The sequence below is a fragment of the Paenibacillus sp. FSL H8-0283 genome, assembly GCF_045040675.1.
Lineage (GTDB): Bacteria > Bacillota > Bacilli > Paenibacillales > Paenibacillaceae > Paenibacillus > Paenibacillus amylolyticus.
This window is the reverse complement of record NZ_CP150295.1, coordinates 3,961,736-3,980,630: the sequence shown is the minus strand read 5'-3', so window position 1 is coordinate 3,980,630 and position 18,895 is coordinate 3,961,736. Positions and strand designations below refer to the sequence as shown.

The window sequence follows — 18,895 nt, the reverse complement described above, 5'->3', positions numbered from 1 at the left end:
TCAAGTCCGGGGCAAAGCCCTGATCTTTGAATAGCAGTTTAAAACCATATGTATACCATACAAAAGTCGTCAGCGATGGCGATTTTTCTTTGTGTGCTCGCAGGAGGAATGAATTCGTGTCATCGATTACTCGTCCCAAACTATCACACTCGACAGCCAACTATCTCATTTTGATTACGGTTATTGTGGTGGCGGGAATAAGTCAGGGGCTTTTGCTACCTGTGCTTTCGATTTTTTTGGAGCAAAAAGGGGTTTCACCAGGTTTAAACGGATTAAACGCAGCCGCGTTGTACATTGGCTCTTTTGCCATGACTCTCGTTGCGGAGAGACTACTGGGTGCATTCGGTTTCAAAAAGTTGATTGTAGGTGGCCTGATATTAGTCATGGTCCCTTTAATACTATTTCCGTATTTACCAGATATTAAAATATGGTTCATATTGCGTCTGATCGTTGGAATAGGAGACAGCGCACTTCATTATGCGGCTCAGCTCTGGGTGCTACTTGTTACCGCTCCTGAAAAGCGTGGACGCTACATATCACTATATGGCATGTCCTACGGGCTGGGATTCAGTATTGGTCCGCTGGGAATTAAGCTGCTTGGCTTCGGTGATGCTGTCCCTTTCTGGGTCTTGTTCATCTGTATAGCAGCAGTGCTTATACTGGTATTAATGAAGCTTCCGGATACAAAACCGGAAAAAGCAGAGCATGGCCAACTACCTGAACGTCGCTTCCGTCGTAGTCTGGCATGGGCCTGGTATGCACTTTTACCAGCACTCTTATACGGATATATGGAAGCGGGTATGAATAGTAACTTCCCCGTGTATGGGCTGCGTATTGGATTCGATACCAATCAGATTTCGTCGTTGCTTCCTTTTATCGGGATTGGAGGTTTGTTCCTTCAGTTACCTCTCGGAATGTTGAGTGACCGATATGGGCGGAAGAAGATATTGATGTTTGCGGGCATCAGCGGGGGAATCATCTTCATGCTGGTTCCAGTCGCAGGTACGCATTTCTGGTGGACGCTTGTATTGTTAACAATCGCAGGCGGCCTGGTCGGTTCCTTTTTCTCACTGGGCCTGGCCTATGCCGCAGACATTTTGCCTAAGGTGTTGCTGCCTGCAGCCAACGTCGTTGCTTCCTTTCATTTCACGATTGGAAGTATTATTGGGCCGAATCTGGGTGGTCAGATGATCAACTGGATTTCACCCGGAAGCATGTTCACCTTGCTCGGAATCCTGTACCTTCTTTTCGGCTTGGCAGGTATATTATTTCGTCGTAAACCTGAGTTCGAATCTGTGTTAAAATAGAAGCTGGTGTTCGCATGGAAATTGATGTCCATTTCCGAGTACACTAGTGGTAGGGAAAAACATGGACAAGAGGAGACATCGCGATGATCAGAGTAGAGAACTTGAGTAAATCCGTTGGCGTGGACCGCGTTCCCGTTCTACGGGATATTCGATTTGATATGCAACAGGGTGAAATGATAGCTGTAGTTGGCTCAAGCGGTAGCGGTAAAAGCATGTTGCTTAAATGTTTGGCCATGATGGAAAAATGGGATTCCGGCCGGTTTACGGTGGATGGCGCCGAGATTTTGAAAGAAGGCTGGTCTGGAAAACGGAAAATCAAACGGGAATGGGCATACTTGGAACAAAATCCAGAATTATTTCCTAGACGTACGGCCCTTAAAAATGTATTAATCGGACGATCGGGTCAGACTCCTGTATGGAGAATGGTAACCGGTATGGTACGTTCGGATGATTATATGGGTGCTATGGATTATCTCGAAGGATTGGGATTACTTGATAAAGCACATCAAATAGCAGAGAAGCTCAGTGGTGGCGAGAAGCAACGTGTTGCTATTGCAAGAGCACTTGCTCACGGTGCCAAAGTCGTTTTGGCGGATGAACCAGTCATTGGTCTTGACCCTCACACAGCAGATTCGGTGCTGGAAACGCTGCGCAAATTATGTGAAGAAGAACGTGCAACAGTCATTGCAGTACTGCCTATTGAGCTTGCTGAGAAACATGCCACACGGATCTGGGGATTGGCAGAAGGCAAGATTGCTTTTGATATTCGTGGACGAAGACTGACACAGCAAGAAAAAAACCAGATTTAAACTATTGAAAAGAGTGATGAGATTGTTTAATTCACGGTGGGGACGCTTTGTAGCAGCAGGAACTATGGCGATTATGCTTGGTTCTGTTCTAAGCGGATGCACAGTCATAAGTGACCCCAAGGGTTTGATGAGAAAACCAATGATGTCCACCGATAAGGAGAAACTGTACAACGTGGTTCAGGTTAAACTGCCGCCAGAGAGTACATTGATTCGTCCCAAGGATATGAATAATACCAGCATGATTCGGGTGGAAGACCTGAATGGGGATGGAACTCGGGAAGCGATTGTTTTTTATGAGACACCTAATGAGAATGTGCGAATCCATGGCATGATTTTGGAAGAGCAGGGAGGCACATGGGTTAAAAAACTTACATTTGATGTGCCGGGAAATGAGTTGCAATCCTTTAAAGTATTGGATATTACGAATGACGGAAATCCGGATATTATTCTTGGTGTAAGCCTGCAGGAGCAGAAAGCCCTGACTGCATATTCCTACAAGGGCGGGGCACTGGAGCAGGTCTTGGGTGGAGTTCCGTATAATCAATATATCATTGATGATGCGCAGGGGAACACGCTGGATTTGAGCGGAGATGGTAAAAGTGATTTTGTTATCATTTCGCTGAACAACAGCGGTTTTGCAACGATTGCGTTATACCAGTACGAAGATGGCAGCTTCAAGGAAGTTGATCGGGTGCAGACCGATTATACCGTTAAAGAAGTTTATAATGCTCTGGGCGGAGAGATTGCCAAAGGACAGATGGGCATTGTACTGGATGCCGAGCTGGATGATCGGAGTTCCTTCTCGCAAATTATGTATGTTAAAGATAACAAGTTAGTCAATGCTTTCAAATCACCGGATCAAACGTATAGAGATGACAAAATTTTAAGCGGTGATGTTGATAATGATGGTATTATTGAGTTTGGGCTCAAAGAGACTCCAAAAGGTTGGGAGCATTACGTATTTGACTCTCGGTTGTGGTTTTACACCTATTATCAGTGGGATGGCAAAGATAGCAAGAAATTTGTCTCATTCCAATTCCGAGATGATGCTGATTTATTCCATCTAAATCTCAAGCCAGAGTGGTACGGTAAGATCACTATTGACACCAAATCGGAGAAGGAAAAATATATTCGATTTAAAATGATTGATACGGACGAAACCGTAGCAGAGATCAAATATTTCACCCTTTCCAAGTGGGAACAGGAGAAGGGTAAAAGCTGGAAGGAAATTACGCGTACCAAAGATCGAGTTATTGCTTCACGGGTAGCACAATCAGAGGCGGGTAAAGATGCACTGAGTAATACTTCTCAGCTGAATAGAAAGGGAGAACTTAATGAGTAAAGTACTTATTCTTGAGGATGAAGAATCCATCCGCAGTTTTATAGTGATTAATTTAAAGAGAAACGGATTCGAAGTGCTTGAAGCGGGTGACGGTCATGAAGCGCTTCGCATACTGCAGACAGTACCAGATATTGATCTGGCTCTGCTGGATGTCATGGTACCAGGTATTGATGGATTCGAGGTGTGTCGACGGATCCGTGAAACCAATGAACGTCTGGGCATCATCTTTCTGACCGCCAAAGTTCAGGAACAGGATAAAGTGTACGCACTCTCCGTTGGTGCAGATGATCACGTCAGCAAGCCTTTCAGCCCAACAGAGTTGATTGCACGTATTCAGTCATTGTTACGCCGCGTGAATGTGCATCGGGAAACTGCGGCAAAGGTTACGTTCCAGTCCGGGCCATTTTCACTGGACCTGATCTCGAAGCAATTCAAAAAACAGAATGAAGCCATTGAGTTGACTCCAACGGAGTTTTCCTTGATTCAGTTTTTCCTGGAAAAAGAAAATACACCGCTCAGCCGCGATGTATTGTTAGATCACGTATGGGGAAAAGAGTACATGGGTGATCCCAAAATTGTGGATGTCAACATTCGTCGTTTGCGTCAAAAAATTGAGAACAATCCTTCCGAGCCCGAATACCTGCAGACTGTATGGGGTCACGGGTACAAATGGAAGGGCCGGGAGCAATGATTAAAAAAGGCATTACTCGGCAGATCGTACTACATTATTTCTTTGTAGTTTTTCTCGCTCTGCTGTTGGTCGAATTCGTATTTATGTTGGCAGTTCAAAGGTATTATTATGAGAGTATCTACAATACGATTAGTACCCACATTTCTAATTCAAAGGACTTTTTCGAGCCGATCGCTCGTGAGAATACTACGGAGGATGGCAATAATCTGTCTAGACTCCTTGTGAACTTGGCATTGTCCAATACTGAATTGGAAATTTTGGATCTGAACGGGCGCGTATTGGCGAGTTCTACTGCTTTTGAATCTGACCGTGCTGTGCTGCAAACCAGTGATATTATGCAGGCTCTGAATGGGGATATGGGACGCTGGATTGGAAGACAACCGGGTACTGGAGAATCTGTCATGGCCGTTTCACACAAGTTTGATCTGGGCGGCGAAAATACTTATGTTATTCGATATCTGACATCACTTGAAGATGTGAATTCAAAGCTGTTGAATATGGGACTACTCGCCGCTGCCGTCGGTGTTGGAGTGCTTGCTATAGTGTTGATCATCAGTATTGGTATGGCAAATTCCATTGTACGTCCAATTAACAACATCACCGCAGTATCTGCCCAAATGGCTAGAGGACGGCTGGATGTCAGGGTTAAGGGGAATTATAAGCACGAACTGGGCGAATTGGCATCAACACTTAACTTCATGGCACATGAAATCGTGCGCAGTAATCAGATCAAAGATGATTTTATCTCTTCGATCTCACATGAATTAAGAACACCTCTGACCAGTATCAAAGGCTGGAGCGAGACACTGGATTCAGGCGGTTATGATCCGGAAGAAACCCGTATCGGTATGGGTATTATCTCCAAGGAAACCGAACGACTGATTGGACTTGTTGAAGAGATGCTGGATTTCTCCAAATTGCAGCAGAATCAGATGAAGCTGGTCAAAGGAACGGTCAACATTCGTGAAATTGTACAGGAAACGATGTTGAATGTCTGGGCCAAAGCGGAACAAAAACAGGTCCATCTCAAGTTGGAAACGGACGAGACTCGTGCTTATAATGTCCATGGAGACGGTAACAGACTGAAACAAGTCTTCCTGAATGTTGTGGACAATGCGATCAAATTTTCACATGAGAATTCCTGGATCTTCTTGTCGGTCAAAGAGGAGAATGGTCAGATCATTGCAGCTGTTCAGGACACCGGTATCGGAATTAGTGAAGAACATTTAATTAAAGTACGGGACCGTTTCTTCCAGGTGAATCATCAAAATGGGGGAACGGGACTAGGTCTTGCGATTACGCAGGAACTGGTAGAACTGCATGAGGGAACGATCACGATGCAAAGTGAACTCGGATCGGGGACAACCGTTACGGTTACGTTACCGGCTGTGGCTGAGGAGATGGGTCCAGAAGAGTCTGTAACCGCGTCTGGTGATGCTGAAGTCACAGATGAGCGAACAGCTAGAGATGCAAGTGATACAAAATCAGATCTAGAAAAGTCTTAAGGTTTTAAAAGATAAGAGATTTTTCTACCTGATGATCGAGCATGTACGTTTTATAATATCCATATCAACACCAAAAAAAGGCGAGCCATCTGAGGCTCGCCTTTTTCATCTAATGTTTATTTCATTATGAAGAAAGTTCGCCAGTGCGCAGGCGTCCACTTTTCTCATATACTTCTTTCAACATACGAACAGGTTGCGTACGGACAGCAGGTTTGGCAGAGACGATCTCTTTAGGTCCAACGACCACAATTTCATCTGCTGTACCTTTAACGATTGCACCGTCCTTGATTATTGCACCTTCACCGATGATGGCGCGTTCGATGTGAACCCCACGGCCTATGCGTGCGTTAGGCATAACAACACTGTCTTTAACCTCAGAGCCTTTACCCACTTCTGCACCGCAGAAGATAACGGAACGTTCTGAACGACCTTCGATTGCACAAGAGTCGTGAATCATGGAAGTAACATGTTCGATCTTTGTATGTCTTGCTTTGTAAGCACTTGGTTTGGAGCGCCAGTCGCGAGTAAACATCGGCCAGTTTTCTTTTTGCAGACTCCAGTCTTCCTCGTTGTGTAACAGATCCATATGTGCATCCCAAAGGCTCTTAACCGTACCTACGTCTTTCCAATAACCATTAAAGTTATAGACAAAGAGGGGATTATTTTCGTTCAACATTTGAGGAATCACATCTTTACCGAAGTCATGGCTGGATTCAGGATTAGCGGCATCTTCCAACAGATGGCGTTTCAGATAATCCCATTTGAACATGTAAATGCCCATTGAAGCCAGATTACTTTTTGGTTCAGCCGGTTTCTCGGCAAACTCGGTTACACGCAAATCAGCATCGGCAGCCATAATCCCAAAGCGATGTGCTTCATCCCATGGCACTTCCATAACTGAAATCGTTGCAGCGGCATTATTGGCTTGATGAGCCTCCAACATATCGCGATAATTCATATGATAAATATGGTCACCCGACAAAATTAGAACATTTTCGGGGTTTTGTTGATCAATATAGTCAATATTTTTATAAATAGCATCCGCCGTTCCCAAGTATTCGTCATTTCCTGTATGATAAGATGGAAGCAAGGATATTCCTGCCTCACTTGAGTTACCATGTCCCCATGGTTCTCCTCCACCGATGTGATCGTGTAAAGATTCCGCTTGGTACTGCGTCAATACTCCTACAGTATCGATCCCTGAGTTTACGCAGTTACTGAGAGGAAAATCGATGATCCGGTAGTGCCCGCCAAACGGTACAGCGGGTTTTGCGAGACTTGAGGTTAAAGGGGCTAATCGCTTCCCTTCTCCTCCCGCCAACAGCATAGCGATGCAATCTTTATTAAACATAATCGTTTCCCTCCCAAAATATTGTGCATTGTAGTACATCATTAACGCAAAGTAGAGCAGATGAAACGATTGTTACTGTAAAAATTCTGAAAATGAACAACATTTTCTAATTCACCGCATTTTTCTTTTCAACTTGGCTAGACTGGGGTAATGGTTACTGTTATATCTATTTTCTTGAGAAGAAGGTGATCTCTTGGCCATTCAACCGTTAGCACACCCGGACATATTGCCGGAGCATATTTATTTATTTCATGAAGGTAACCTTCATCACAGTTATCGAATGTTGGGCGCGCAACCTGAGACTTGCGATGGCCTTCAGGGGTATCGCTTTACCGTGTGGGCACCAAACGCCGTAGAAGTAGGACTGGCTATGGACCGCAATGAATGGAAAGGCGAAAAGGAACCTTTATATAAGATACCCGAATCAGGATTTTGGAGTCGTTTTTTTCCGGAAATTAGCGAAGGAACTTTATACAAGTTCCGTATATTAACGGAAGATGGAACAGAATTGCTCAAAGCGGACCCATATGCGTTTCAAGCAGAGGTTCGACCTCAGACAGCCTCTGTCACCAGTTCAATCGAAGGGTACAAATGGAATGATGGAGCCTGGAGACGCAAACAACGTGCCATGTATAACAAACCTCTACATATTTACGAAATGCACATGGGAACCTGGAAGCGCAAAGAAGACGGAAGCCTCTATAGTTATCGCGAGATGGCTGATTTGCTTGTTCCTTACTTATTAGAAATGAAATATACACATGTTGAAATGATGCCCCTCAGCGAGCATCCATATGACCTTTCGTGGGGTTATCAAAACACAGGGTTTTATGCGCCAACCAGTCGTTATGGGCATCCAAAAGATCTGATGTATCTAGTGGATACACTACATCAGGCAGGGATTGGCGTATTGCTGGATTGGGTACCTGCACATTTTGCCAAAGACGCTCATGGGTTGCGTATGTTTGATGGTACGCCTTTGTATGAGTATGCAGATCCGATGTTAGCAGAGAAGCCGGGCTGGGGCACACTTAGCTTTGACTACTCGAAACCTGAGATTCGTTCATTTCTGATCTCCAATGCATTATATTGGATGGAGATGTATCATTTTGACGGACTCCGTGTTGATGCGGTTACGAGTATGCTACGGCTTGATTTTGAGAAGCAGCCAGGACAATATCGTACCAATGATGAAGGTGGTCTTGAGAACAAGGAAGCTGTAGCCTTTTTGCAGCAACTGAATGAGACGGTGTTCAAGTATTTCCCTTATGCATTGATGATGGCTGAAGAATCCAGTGCATGGCCAATGGTGACTTTACCTGTAGATGAAGGTGGTCTGGGTTTCAACTACAAATGGAACATGGGCTGGATGAACGATACGCTTGATTACATGGAATCTGATTTTCATGAGCGTCCTTCCAAACATCATTTGCTGACTTTCCCGGTCGTATACTCCTTTGCTGAAAATTATGTGCTACCTCTGTCACATGACGAGGTTGTTCATGGCAAAAAGTCGCTCCTCGACAAGATGCCAGGAACTTATGAGCAGAAATTTGCCGGCATGCGTGCTTTTCTGGGCTATTTTATGACTTTCCCAGGGAAAAAGCTGTTGTTTATGGGTGGAGACTTTGGCCAGTTCATCGAATGGAAAGATGAGGATCAACTGGATTGGTTCTTACTGGATTATGACAGTCACCGCAATTTGCATAAGTTTGAGCGTGAGCTGTCTAACCTGTACTTGAGTGAAAAAGCTTTGTGGGAGCTTGATCATTCCCTAGACGGTTATGAATGGATCACTCCGGATGATCAGGACCAGAGTGTCATTTCATACGTACGCAAAGGAAAAAAACCTGCGGATACACTCCTTGTGCTCATTAACTTTCAGCCGGTCAAGCGGGAGCGTTACCGGATTGGTGTCATGCGTCCCGGTATGTATACCGAAGTTCTGAACAGTGACCATTCCGTTTACGGCGGTTCAGGCATTACTAATGATATGCAACTGCCTACCGAAAAGATTCCTTTTCATGGGCATCCGCATAGTCTCGAATTGGTATTACCTCCGCTTAGCATCGTGATTCTAAAAAAGAACACACGTCGGAAAACGGATGAATCACCTGCGAGTATAACTTCCGTCAGTTCAAAAACGAAGAATAAAAATGAAAGCAACACGCTCAAACCGAAGAGGAGGACAAAGGCATGAATATTCTATTTGCTGCTGCTGAAGTACATCCATTTATCAAAACAGGAGGCCTTGCTGACGTAATCGGTGCTCTCCCGTTTGCATTGAAGAAGAGCGGGGCAGATGTGCGGGTGATTATGCCTAAGTACAAGGGGATTCCCGATGAGTATAAAGACGCGTTACAGCCCGTAATTACAACGGATGTGCCTCTTGGCTGGCGCAGGCCCTATTGTGGAATAGAAATGCTGGTTCATGATGGAATTCCAGTCTATTTTGTGGATAATGAGTATTATTTTGGGCGTGATGGAGTGTACGGTTATATGGATGATGGTGAGCGTTTCGCCTTCTTCAACCGTGCAGTTCTCGAAGTGTTGCCACAGATTGAGTTCAAGCCTGACGTGTTGCACAGTCATGACTGGCATGCAGGAATGATTCCTTTGGTGCTTGAAGCACACTACAGACACGATCCATTCTACAGTGATATTCGTACGGTATTCACCATACATAACTTGTTGTATCAAGGGGTATTCCCGCATCAGTTATTCAGTGATATCCTTGAGCTGGACGATCGATATTTCACCGTGGATGGAGCCGAGTATTACGGTAATGTCAACTTCCTGAAGGCTGGAATTGTCTACGCTGACCATGTAACAACCGTTAGTCCAACTTACGCACAGGAAGTGAAAACATCTTATTACGGATACGGTCTGGACGGACTGCTTAGTTCACTTGGAGATCGATTCAGCGGGATTGTAAATGGCATTGATACCAAGAGCTACAACCCGGCTACAGACACCAAGATCCCGGTGAAATACAGAACAAGTCTGTCCAAGAAAACGGAAAACAAAATTGAGCTGCAAAAGGAACTTGGACTTCCTGTTCGTCCTGATGTACCTCTTATGGTCATGGTCACAAGGCTTGTGGATTCCAAAGGACTTGATCTGGTCTGCCGTATCCTGGATGAATTGTTGTATTATGATGATATTCAATTCGCTGTACTTGGAACAGGGGAGCAGTCCTATGAACACTGGTTCCGTGAAGCCGCAAATCGTTATCCACTTAAAATGTCTGCACAGATCAAGTTCAACGACGGGTTATCCCGTCGGTTTTATGCAGGCAGTGATATCTTCCTGATGCCATCCAGATTCGAACCGTGTGGTATTAGTCAGTTACTGGCTCTGCGGTACGGTAGTGTGCCTCTCGTAAGGGAAACAGGCGGTCTGAACGACACTGTGCAGGCATACAATGAGTTTACTGGAGAAGGGAATGGTTTCTCATTCTCGAGCTTTAATGCACATGACATGATGAATACCATTCGGCGTGCTGAGGAGATCTACAAACAGCCAGAACACTGGAAGAAAATTGTGAAAAATGCAATGGGCGGAGAATACAGCTGGAATGTCTCAGCTGAAGAATATATGGATATTTATCGTCGGATCACACTTGACCTTGTAAATTGATGTAGTCTTGAATGAGTCACAGCACATGATGCTGTGGCTTTTTCTCATCCAAAAAAACACTTCCAAAGTTCAGAATGAAGTATCATCTGAGACGGTGGAAGTGTTTTTCTTTTCTTTTATATGACTGTTTAGAATTTAAACCTCAGTTGTGTTGGATAGTTGCCGGATCAAGCTGTCTGTACAAAATGCGATACCCATAGGGGTCAAGCTTAATGTTCATCATTCCATCGGCTGGAAACACAGGCTCTTCAGTTAATGCATCTTTCCAGTCTTTTGTTTCCATGGGATGAGAAAGCGTTCGATCTTGAGGTGTATTGTTCATCCATACGGTAAAGTGAAGGTTGTCATCCACACGCTCGTACACGATACAGGGATCATTGTGATCAGCCTTGAGGAATCGGAAGCGTCCTTTGCGAAGGGCTTCATTGCTTTTGCGTAGATCGATCATCAGACGATAGAAATCATACAATTCTCTGTCTTGCTTGGCTGGGTCCCATTCCATACATTTTCGACAATCCGGGTCAGCATCACCACTAATACCAACTTCGTCGCCGTAGAAGATACAAGGTGTACCAATATAGGTGAAAAGAAAAACAACCGACAACTTTAATCGGCGTTTGTCTTCTCCTAACCGGGTGAGCAGTCGTGGGGTATCGTGGCTGCACAGCATATTAAAGATCACTTCATTGGTTTGTTGCGGATAGCGCATAATCAGTGAACCCATCTCGTTGGCAAAATGATAACCGTCCATTGAACCACAGAAGAACTGAAGCACTTTGTCGGCAAATGGATAATTCATGACGGAATCGAATTGATCTCCCATAAGCCAGGTCAAGGAGTCGCTCCATACTTCACCAACAATATAGGCTTCAGGGTTCGCTGCCTTAACGACCTTGCGAAAATCACGCCAGAAATGGTTGTCCACCTCATTTGCTACATCCAGACGCCACCCATCCAGCTTAATTTCCTTGATCCAGTACTCAGCTACATCAAGTAGATATGCCTTAACCTCAGGGTTGGCTGTATTGAACTTGGGCATGTTGCCATAGAACCCAAATGTATCGTAGGTTGGTATACCATCCTTGATCTGAACCGGATATTCATTGATGTGGAACCAATCGGCATACTTAGAGTTTTTTCCATTCTGGAGAACGTCTTGAAAAGGAGGGAAGTCTTCGCTGCAATGGTTAAACACCGCGTCAAGCATGACACGTATACCCAGGCGATGACATTCTTCTGTCAATTGTTTAAGCAGGGCATTATCACCGAAATGGGGGTCGACTTTTTTATAATCAATCGTGTCGTATTTGTGGTAGGAATTGGCCTGGAATAACGGGGTAAAGTAAATGGCGTTCACGCCAAGTTCAGTTAGGTCATACAGATGATCCAGCACACCTTGCAGATCTCCACCAAAATAATTGTCCAACTCAGGTTTGCCACCCCAGTCATGCGTTTCTTTTGGATTCAGCTTAGGATCTCCATTAGCAAACCGTTCCGTCATGATCTGATAAAAGACGGCTTCTTTGGCCCACTCGGGCACCTTAAACACATCAATTTCATGTATATACGAGAACTCATAATATCCTCCAGTTGGATAGGGGGTCTCATAATGAATTCCGTTATCCGCAAGAAAAACATCTTCTGAACCGGCAGTTATCCGAAATATATAGGTGAGACGTTTGAATTGTGGCTTGACGGCAGCCTCCCAATAATCAAACATGTTATCAGAAGCAGCCTTCTCCAATTGAATTTCCTTGTATGTTCCATTCCAATCGTACTTATCTCCGGTCAGTGCAGTCACGTATTGCACATCATTACGTTTGGTTCGTACGCGCAGATGTATGGTAGACGAATTATAAGCATAAGCCCATTTGTCACGAGGAACATGATACATGGCTTCGAGCAACATGACAGCACCTCCTGAATATAGGATAAGTTATGAAAACCAGTCTTTTTGAACACGCACTTATAGTTATAATTAACCAAGTTAGCCAGCAAACGAATCACATTTACTGTAATAAAATGAATTATTTTCATCGTTTTCAAAGGTTTCTTTCACAGCATTTCCAGCTTTGTGCTGAATATACTTACAGCTAATTTAGAAAAAAGGGTGCCCTGAACAGCTTGGAATTCAAGATTGTTCAGGGCACCCCTATATAACATGTTGAAAGTAAATTTTAGCGAATAGCTTGCTCGAACTCCGTGCGGATGGTTTGAAGCAGCTCTGGCTGGCTCAGTACGTCATAGGCTGTTGTTGCAAGTGCCTTGGCTCCCAGAATCATGCCATCCAGCGCACGCTCCTGAAGTGCAAGGTCACGGAAGGCTATGGAGTGCAGTGTATGCACCTCGTCTACAACACGAATGTAGGGATGAATTGCAGGACATTTCAGGGAAACGTTACCGATGTCCATAGAGCCGTGATCATTACCACTCACAATCTCTTCTTGCGGGATCCCAAGTTCCATCAGATTTTGACTAAACGCAGCTGAGAATGCTTCATTGGTAACCATCTCGTCATAGGACGTTTCATAGTTGGATGTCACCAGCTTGCATCCTGTCTGGAGAGCAGAACCTTCAGCGATCTGAATCACACGTTCTGTGAGGATATTCAGTTCTTTACGAGTTGCTGCCCGTACATAAAATTGCGCAGAAGCATAGTCAGGAATGATATTTGCTGCCTGACCTCCGTTGTTGATCACACCATGAATCCGAACGGTGCTTTTCACTTGTTGACGGAATGCATTAATCCCGTTGAACGTTTGAATGACGGCATCAAGAGCATTAATACCTTCGTGCGGACTTGCAGCGGCATGTGAAGATCGGCCATGGAATTCAAATTGCACAGCATCAATAGCCAGCGAGCTGCCTGACTTTTCGTAGGCATAATATGGATGCGCCATGAGAGCGACATCACAGTCATCGAACAAACCTGCTTCAGCCATCGGAACTTTGGCACCACGTGTCTCTTCAGCGGGGGTACCAAACACTTTAATGGTTCCACCTACTTCATCCAGAATAGATTTTAGCCCAACAGCGGCCCCAAGACTCATCATACAGATTAGATGGTGACCACAAGCGTGACCGATCTCCGGCAAGGCGTCATATTCGCACAATAAAGCAATGGTAGGGCCGGGTGTGGCGGCTGAATAGGTTCCGATAAAGGCTGTCTCCAGACCGAGGATTGGAGCATCTACAGTGAAACCGTGGAAGAGCAGTTCTTCTTTCAAACGGGCAGAAGCAAGGAACTCTTCATTTCCCAGTTCGGGGTTGGCACCGATATATGATGAAATGGCTTTAAAACGGGAAGCATATTGATCAATAACCGTCAGAATTTGTGATTTGTTAGCAGTCATTAGTAAACTCCTTATGCAAAAATGAAAATAATTCATTGATTATATCATGTTTGCTTTATTTTTTCAGAAACAAGTCAAGATTTGTATTGTCAAAATGCATTGCATAATCATGCATTGTACTTTATAATGACTCAGTCATCAACATGAGAAGCATACAAAGTATTGTAAGGGGAGAGAAAAAGGTTGAAATTAATAAGTCGTTACACCATGATGCTGTTGACCTTTGTTATTCTGCTGACGACTGCCGTTCCTGTGGCACTTGCAAGTGGAACTACAGATAATTCAAGCAGTAAAAAACTGGTGCTCGGTACAAGTGCCGATTTTGCACCATATGAATTCCATAAAGTGATTAATGGCAAAGATGAAATCGTCGGCTTCGATATTGAGATCGCCAAAGAGATTGCCAAAGATCTTGGCGCTGAGCTTGTGATTGAGGATATGGGCTTCGACGGTCTTCTGCCTTCATTGCAGAGCGGGCGTGTTGATCTGGTGATTTCAGGTATGACGCCGACGGATGAGCGGAAGAAAAGTATCGATTTTTCCGACACCTATTATAAATCAAAACAAGTGATTATGGTTCGCAATGTGGATAAAGACAAATATCCAACCATGGCAGAACTTGAAAATGCGAAGATTGGCGTTCAGAAAGGCTCCATTCAGGAAACGATCGGACAGAGTATTCCAGGAGCGAAGCTTACTGCGCTGGATAAAATCTCGGATATCGTGCTTCAACTGCAAACAAAACGCATTGACGCGGCAATCGTTGAAGATACCGTTGCTGTAGGTTATCTGGACGATATCATTGGACTTGCTGCTGCTGTTCCGGACGAAGAGCAAGCAGAAGCGGCAATCGGGATTCGTAAAGGTAATACCGAGCTGCTAGCTGCAGTAAATGGAACACTAGAGCGACTGAAAAGCGAAGATAAAATCAATCAGATGGTGACGGACGCCAGCCTCTTGATGGCGGATAAAGCGAACAAATCACAAAATATTTTCCAAGTATTCTGGGAGTACAAAAGTTTCTATGCTACAGGTGTAGGATACACACTTCTGTTGTCTGCACTTGGGGTTATCTTCGGGGTAATTATTGGATTGATCATCTGTTTGTTCCGTTTGCATGACGCTGCAATCTTGCGCTGGATCGGTACGGCATACGTTGAAGTGATCCGTGGCACACCGATGCTGGTACAATTGATGATTATTTACTATGGTTTTTCTCTGAGCTTTGGCATTAACTTCACTGCACTTCAGGCAGGTATCATTACACTTTCAATCAATAGTGGTGCCTATCTGGCGGAGATTTTCCGTGCAGGTATCCAAGGTGTGGATCGTGGTCAGTTGGAGGCAGCGCGTTCATTAGGTATGGGAAGAGGCGCCGCGATGCGTTATATCATATTGCCACAAGCCTTCAAAGCTGTATTACCAGCGATCGGTAATGAATTCATAACTATCATCAAAGAATCCTCCATTATCTCCGTTATCGGTATGGTGGATATTATGTATCAGGCAAGTGTAGTCAAGAACATTACGTACCAAGGGTTGAGTCCATTTTTGATTGCAGCAGCCATCTACTTTGTAATGACGTTCATTTTGTCCAAGCTGCTGGGACGACTGGAAAGGAAGTTGAGTGCAAGTGATAGACGTTAGACAATTACACAAATCTTATGGAAATAACGATGTGCTTAAGGGCATTAACGTGACGATTGGCAAAGGTGAGGTTGTCGTGGTCATCGGTCCTTCCGGTTCAGGTAAAAGTACTTTCTTACGTTGTCTGAATCTGCTGGAACAGCCTACCTCAGGAGAGATTGATTTTGAAGGCGTGTCAATCACGGACCCCAAGCATAACATTAACGCAACTCGTGAGAAAATGGGCATGGTGTTCCAGCACTTCAACCTGTTCCCACACAAAACGGTACAGCAAAACATCACGATTGCTCCGATTAAAGTGAAGAAACAATCCACTCAGGAAGCGGAGAAAATTGCCTCTGATCTGCTTAACACCGTGGGCTTGTACGATAAAAAAGATACATTCCCGAATCAGCTGTCTGGTGGACAGAAACAGCGGATCGCCATTGCTAGAGCATTGGCCATGCAGCCGCATGTGATGCTGTTTGACGAGCCTACGTCGGCACTGGACCCTGAGATGGTCGGCGAAGTGCTGGATGTCATGAAACGTCTTGCAGAAGGCGGAATGACGATGGTCATCGTAACCCATGAGATGGGTTTCGCACGTGAAGTGGGAGACCGCATCTTGTTCATGGATGGCGGGGTTATTGTGGAAGAGGGAACACCTGATGAGGTGTTTGGAGCACCCAAAAATTCACGTACACGTGATTTTCTTGCGAAAGTACTCTAAACGATGTGATCAAATAGCGTTACTGACTTCGAGTCGGTAACGCTATTTTTTATGGATAATAATGACGTATGGATTCGGAAAAGTAACTATTCTGTTACCAAATATAAAGGAATCGGGTCAACCAAACTTTCTGAATTAACCAGTATTCTTACAAATGCTTACATGCTAAAAACCATTTGGTAAGAATTACTACAAGTTCAGGTTACAAAATTGTGATATATTGAACTCTGCCGAAACTTCCGGATAGGGAGTGCGGGGGATGTAACGATGCAGATTGTGCAGGGGGAAGATCTACAGCACACTGCTTGGGGTGAATTGGGTACATAACGTTTCAAATGTAACGAAGAACCTATAGGGTGGGCTCCTCATCCGAATCCGACAACTAACTTCGCAGGCACAATGAGGGAGGAAGACCATGATTAACAAGAAACGTATAGCCAAAACAGCAGTAGCATTAATGACAACAGCAATGCTCATTCAAGCCGTTCCGGCTCACGCCGATTCAGTTCATGTGGCCAAAGAAGGGGATACCTTCTACACCTTATCAAAACAATATGGAGTAGCACTCAACACGTTAATTAAAGCAAACAACGACATTTCGGCTTACAACATTTATGGTGGTTTGAAAATTACGATTCCCGGTAAGGCAAACAATGTAGCAGCCGCTGCGGCAACGGAGAGAAAGACCCAAGCGAAGACTGTTACTACAGCAAGCTTGGACGTCAACGCAGATAACAAAGTTGTTCAAGCCTGGGGTAAGACATTCGATTACAGCAAAGCTGTGAACGTAAAAGCAACGGCATACTCTGCAGATCCGTCTGAAAATGGAGGCTGGGGTGCAGTCGATTATTTCGGAAATGACCTTGAACTGGGTACGATTGCAGTGGATCCAAGTGTAATTCCACTTGGAACCAAAGTACTGGTAACTGGTCACAGCCATCCAGGATTGCCAAAACAGGCTTTTGTAGCCACAGCGCGGGATGTGGGCGGTGCAATCAAGGGTCACCGGATTGATATCTTTATCCCGGGTAGCAAACAGACTGTAAGTTCATTTGGTTTTCAGGATATCGAGCTGTACATTCTGAAGTAGAGAGAAAATAACATTTAAAATGAATTCAAACAGGGTGTCTGCCAGTCGCTAATTCGCGATTGAACAGCACCCTTTTAATATTCTCATTATTTGTTATCACGGTCGTCCTAATCTTTGGCCTTTGGCAATCCCAACATTTCGTCCAAGGTGACCAGTTCATATCCCCGATTACGTAGTTCCTCAATAATTTCAGGCAAAGCCTCAATCGTGCCGTTCAGGTTTGACCCTACACCGCCTCCAGCATGTTGCAGAACGATGGAGCCAGGTTTCACGGCAGACAGGATGTTATCTTTCACCTGTTCCTTTGAAAGGCCTTTCCAGTCCAGGGAGTCTACGTTCCAGTTCACAATGCTATAGTGTTGTTTGGCAGCCCATCTCAGCTGTTCTTCATTAATGTCTCCATAAGGTGGCCGAATCATCTTGGGCGTATAACCCGCCAAACGTTGAATAATATCCCCGGTATGTAAAATTTGTTTGCGAAAGGCATTCATCGACAGCTTACTGAATTCAGGATGATTGTAGCTGTGATTACCAACCATATGCCCTTCTTTAACAATGCGTTTCACTAGATCCGGATGTTTCTCAGCACGACTACCCACGATGAAGAATGTAGCTCTGACATTGTATTTCTTCAATACATCCAGTACTTGTGGAGTAAATCGTGGATCAGGTACATCATCAAAAGTCAGTGCAACCTTCTTGGTTGAAGGACCATTGGTTTTGAACGTATCGGCATATTTTTGACGTAATTGTCCCAATGTCAGTTGTTCTTCTTCCGCAGAATCCGAACCTGATACGGATTCACTTGGCGGGCTTGAAACATCCTGCGATGAAACTGGAGCATGAGATCCCCCGAGAAAAATAACGATAACCATCAGCATAATGAGGCGTACGCGCATAATAACGGCCTCCTTTTCCAAAATGACGTTCTCCTTGGTATGCCCGGGGGTTCCATAAAATATGCGCAGTGTGAGAAGTTTCATTGCCGATTTAGCTCATGACAGCCATAATTCCTCCATATATAACATATAGAAAAGGATAGGTGGATGGGGATGAGTACATTTGATTTGAAATCCATACGTTTACAGGTGATTGAAGCAGGAGAAGATAAGGTTTTTCTCGTTACCGGAGGAAAGGCGCATATTGGCGCCGTAGCCACGTTCTATGTGGATCATGAGCGCGTAAGCGGGACGACAGTACATATTCCTGGGCATAAAGAACAAGAGCTGTGTGAGCGGCTTGCCCGAAAGGCTGCCATGCAGCTGAAAGTAACCGTTACGGTGATCATGGGTATCCATTTTGATTCCATCATGCGGATGCAGATCGACGAAATCGTGCAGACTGCAGAGAGGTTGATGGAGGATCATCTGAACAAAGATAAACGATCTTCCTGACATAAGAGCCATCGAATGTTTTGATTTTATTTGCTAAAATTGAAACGAGTTGTAGATT

At 44.6% G+C, this 18,895-nt stretch carries 15 protein-coding genes and 1 riboswitch; of the genes, 11 read left to right on the top strand and 4 right to left on the bottom strand.

Features of this window, described 5'->3' with window-relative positions:
- Positions 1–116: 116 nt before the first annotated feature.
- From MHI52_RS17775 to MHI52_RS17755, 5 genes are all read left to right on the top strand, one after another.
- The gene (locus MHI52_RS17775; protein ID WP_340905164.1) at positions 117–1,307 is read left to right on the top strand and encodes an MFS transporter; all 1,191 of its coding nucleotides are present in this window, start codon (positions 117–119) and stop codon (positions 1,305–1,307) included.
- Between the two features lie 83 nt (positions 1,308–1,390).
- Entirely contained in the window at positions 1,391–2,116 is a 726-nt protein-coding gene (locus tag MHI52_RS17770; protein ID WP_036613671.1) for a phosphonate ABC transporter ATP-binding protein, read from the top strand.
- Between the two features lie 22 nt (positions 2,117–2,138).
- Positions 2,139–3,458, top strand: a complete 1,320-nt coding sequence (locus MHI52_RS17765; RefSeq protein ID WP_143781232.1) for a hypothetical protein — start codon at positions 2,139–2,141, stop codon at positions 3,456–3,458.
- A complete protein-coding gene (locus tag MHI52_RS17760; RefSeq protein ID WP_017688086.1) occupies positions 3,451–4,149 on the top strand; it encodes a response regulator transcription factor in 699 nt (232 codons plus the stop codon). The genes MHI52_RS17765 and MHI52_RS17760 overlap by 8 nt, the downstream gene beginning before the upstream one ends.
- Positions 4,146–5,654 carry a HAMP domain-containing sensor histidine kinase gene (locus MHI52_RS17755; protein WP_282321109.1) on the top strand — a complete coding sequence of 503 codons (1,509 nt, stop codon included), beginning with the start codon at positions 4,146–4,148 and terminating at the stop codon, positions 5,652–5,654. The genes MHI52_RS17760 and MHI52_RS17755 overlap by 4 nt, the downstream gene beginning before the upstream one ends.
- Before the next feature lie 124 nt (positions 5,655–5,778).
- On the opposite strand, the gene MHI52_RS17750 is transcribed toward MHI52_RS17755, so the two are convergent.
- Positions 5,779–7,005: a glucose-1-phosphate adenylyltransferase gene (locus tag MHI52_RS17750; RefSeq protein WP_405157370.1), complete on the bottom strand. Its 1,227-nt coding sequence runs from the start codon at positions 7,003–7,005 to the stop codon at positions 5,779–5,781.
- A 193-nt stretch (positions 7,006–7,198) separates the two neighbouring features.
- On the opposite strand from MHI52_RS17750, the gene glgB reads away from it, so the two are divergent.
- Together glgB and glgA are read left to right on the top strand one after the other, a co-directional pair.
- Positions 7,199–9,205 (top strand): 1,4-alpha-glucan branching protein GlgB, encoded by a 2,007-nt coding sequence (gene glgB / locus MHI52_RS17745; RefSeq protein WP_127547716.1) that lies wholly within the window; start codon positions 7,199–7,201, stop codon positions 9,203–9,205.
- The gene (gene glgA, locus MHI52_RS17740) at positions 9,202–10,644 is read left to right on the top strand and encodes a glycogen synthase GlgA (protein ID WP_339282932.1); all 1,443 of its coding nucleotides are present in this window, start codon (positions 9,202–9,204) and stop codon (positions 10,642–10,644) included. Before glgB ends, glgA begins: the two co-directional genes overlap by 4 nt.
- A gap of 142 nt (positions 10,645–10,786) precedes the next feature.
- Here glgA and MHI52_RS17735 read toward each other — a convergent pair whose 3' ends face one another.
- Together MHI52_RS17735 and MHI52_RS17730 are read right to left on the bottom strand one after the other, a co-directional pair.
- Entirely contained in the window at positions 10,787–12,553 is a 1,767-nt protein-coding gene (locus tag MHI52_RS17735) for an alpha-glycosidase (protein WP_405157369.1), read from the bottom strand.
- Positions 12,554–12,821: 268 nt separating this feature from the next.
- Entirely contained in the window at positions 12,822–13,997 is a 1,176-nt protein-coding gene (locus MHI52_RS17730) for a M20 family metallopeptidase (RefSeq protein ID WP_405157368.1), read from the bottom strand.
- Positions 13,998–14,180: 183 nt separating this feature from the next.
- Between MHI52_RS17730 and MHI52_RS17725 the strand changes: the two genes are divergently transcribed.
- The 3 genes from MHI52_RS17725 to MHI52_RS17715 all read left to right on the top strand — a co-directional run bounded on the left by MHI52_RS17725 (position 14,181) and on the right by MHI52_RS17715 (position 17,443).
- Positions 14,181–15,644: an ABC transporter permease subunit gene (locus MHI52_RS17725; protein ID WP_083677436.1), complete on the top strand. Its 1,464-nt coding sequence runs from the start codon at positions 14,181–14,183 to the stop codon at positions 15,642–15,644.
- Complete coding sequence (locus MHI52_RS17720; RefSeq protein WP_076328542.1) at positions 15,631–16,353, top strand: amino acid ABC transporter ATP-binding protein; 723 nt, start codon at positions 15,631–15,633, stop codon at positions 16,351–16,353. Before MHI52_RS17725 ends, MHI52_RS17720 begins: the two co-directional genes overlap by 14 nt.
- Before the next feature lie 218 nt (positions 16,354–16,571).
- Positions 16,572–16,766: riboswitch (cyclic di-AMP (ydaO/yuaA leader) on the top strand.
- Between the two features lie 2 nt (positions 16,767–16,768).
- Positions 16,769–17,443: a 3D domain-containing protein gene (locus MHI52_RS17715; protein WP_405157367.1), complete on the top strand. Its 675-nt coding sequence runs from the start codon at positions 16,769–16,771 to the stop codon at positions 17,441–17,443.
- A 107-nt stretch (positions 17,444–17,550) separates the two neighbouring features.
- Here MHI52_RS17715 and MHI52_RS17710 read toward each other — a convergent pair whose 3' ends face one another.
- Complete coding sequence (locus MHI52_RS17710) at positions 17,551–18,342, bottom strand: polysaccharide deacetylase family protein (protein ID WP_405157366.1); 792 nt, start codon at positions 18,340–18,342, stop codon at positions 17,551–17,553.
- Between the two features lie 153 nt (positions 18,343–18,495).
- Here MHI52_RS17710 and MHI52_RS17705 point away from each other — a divergent pair, with 153 nt between their 5' ends.
- A complete protein-coding gene (locus tag MHI52_RS17705) occupies positions 18,496–18,837 on the top strand; it encodes a hypothetical protein (protein ID WP_405157365.1) in 342 nt (113 codons plus the stop codon).
- Positions 18,838–18,895 lie beyond the last annotated feature (58 nt).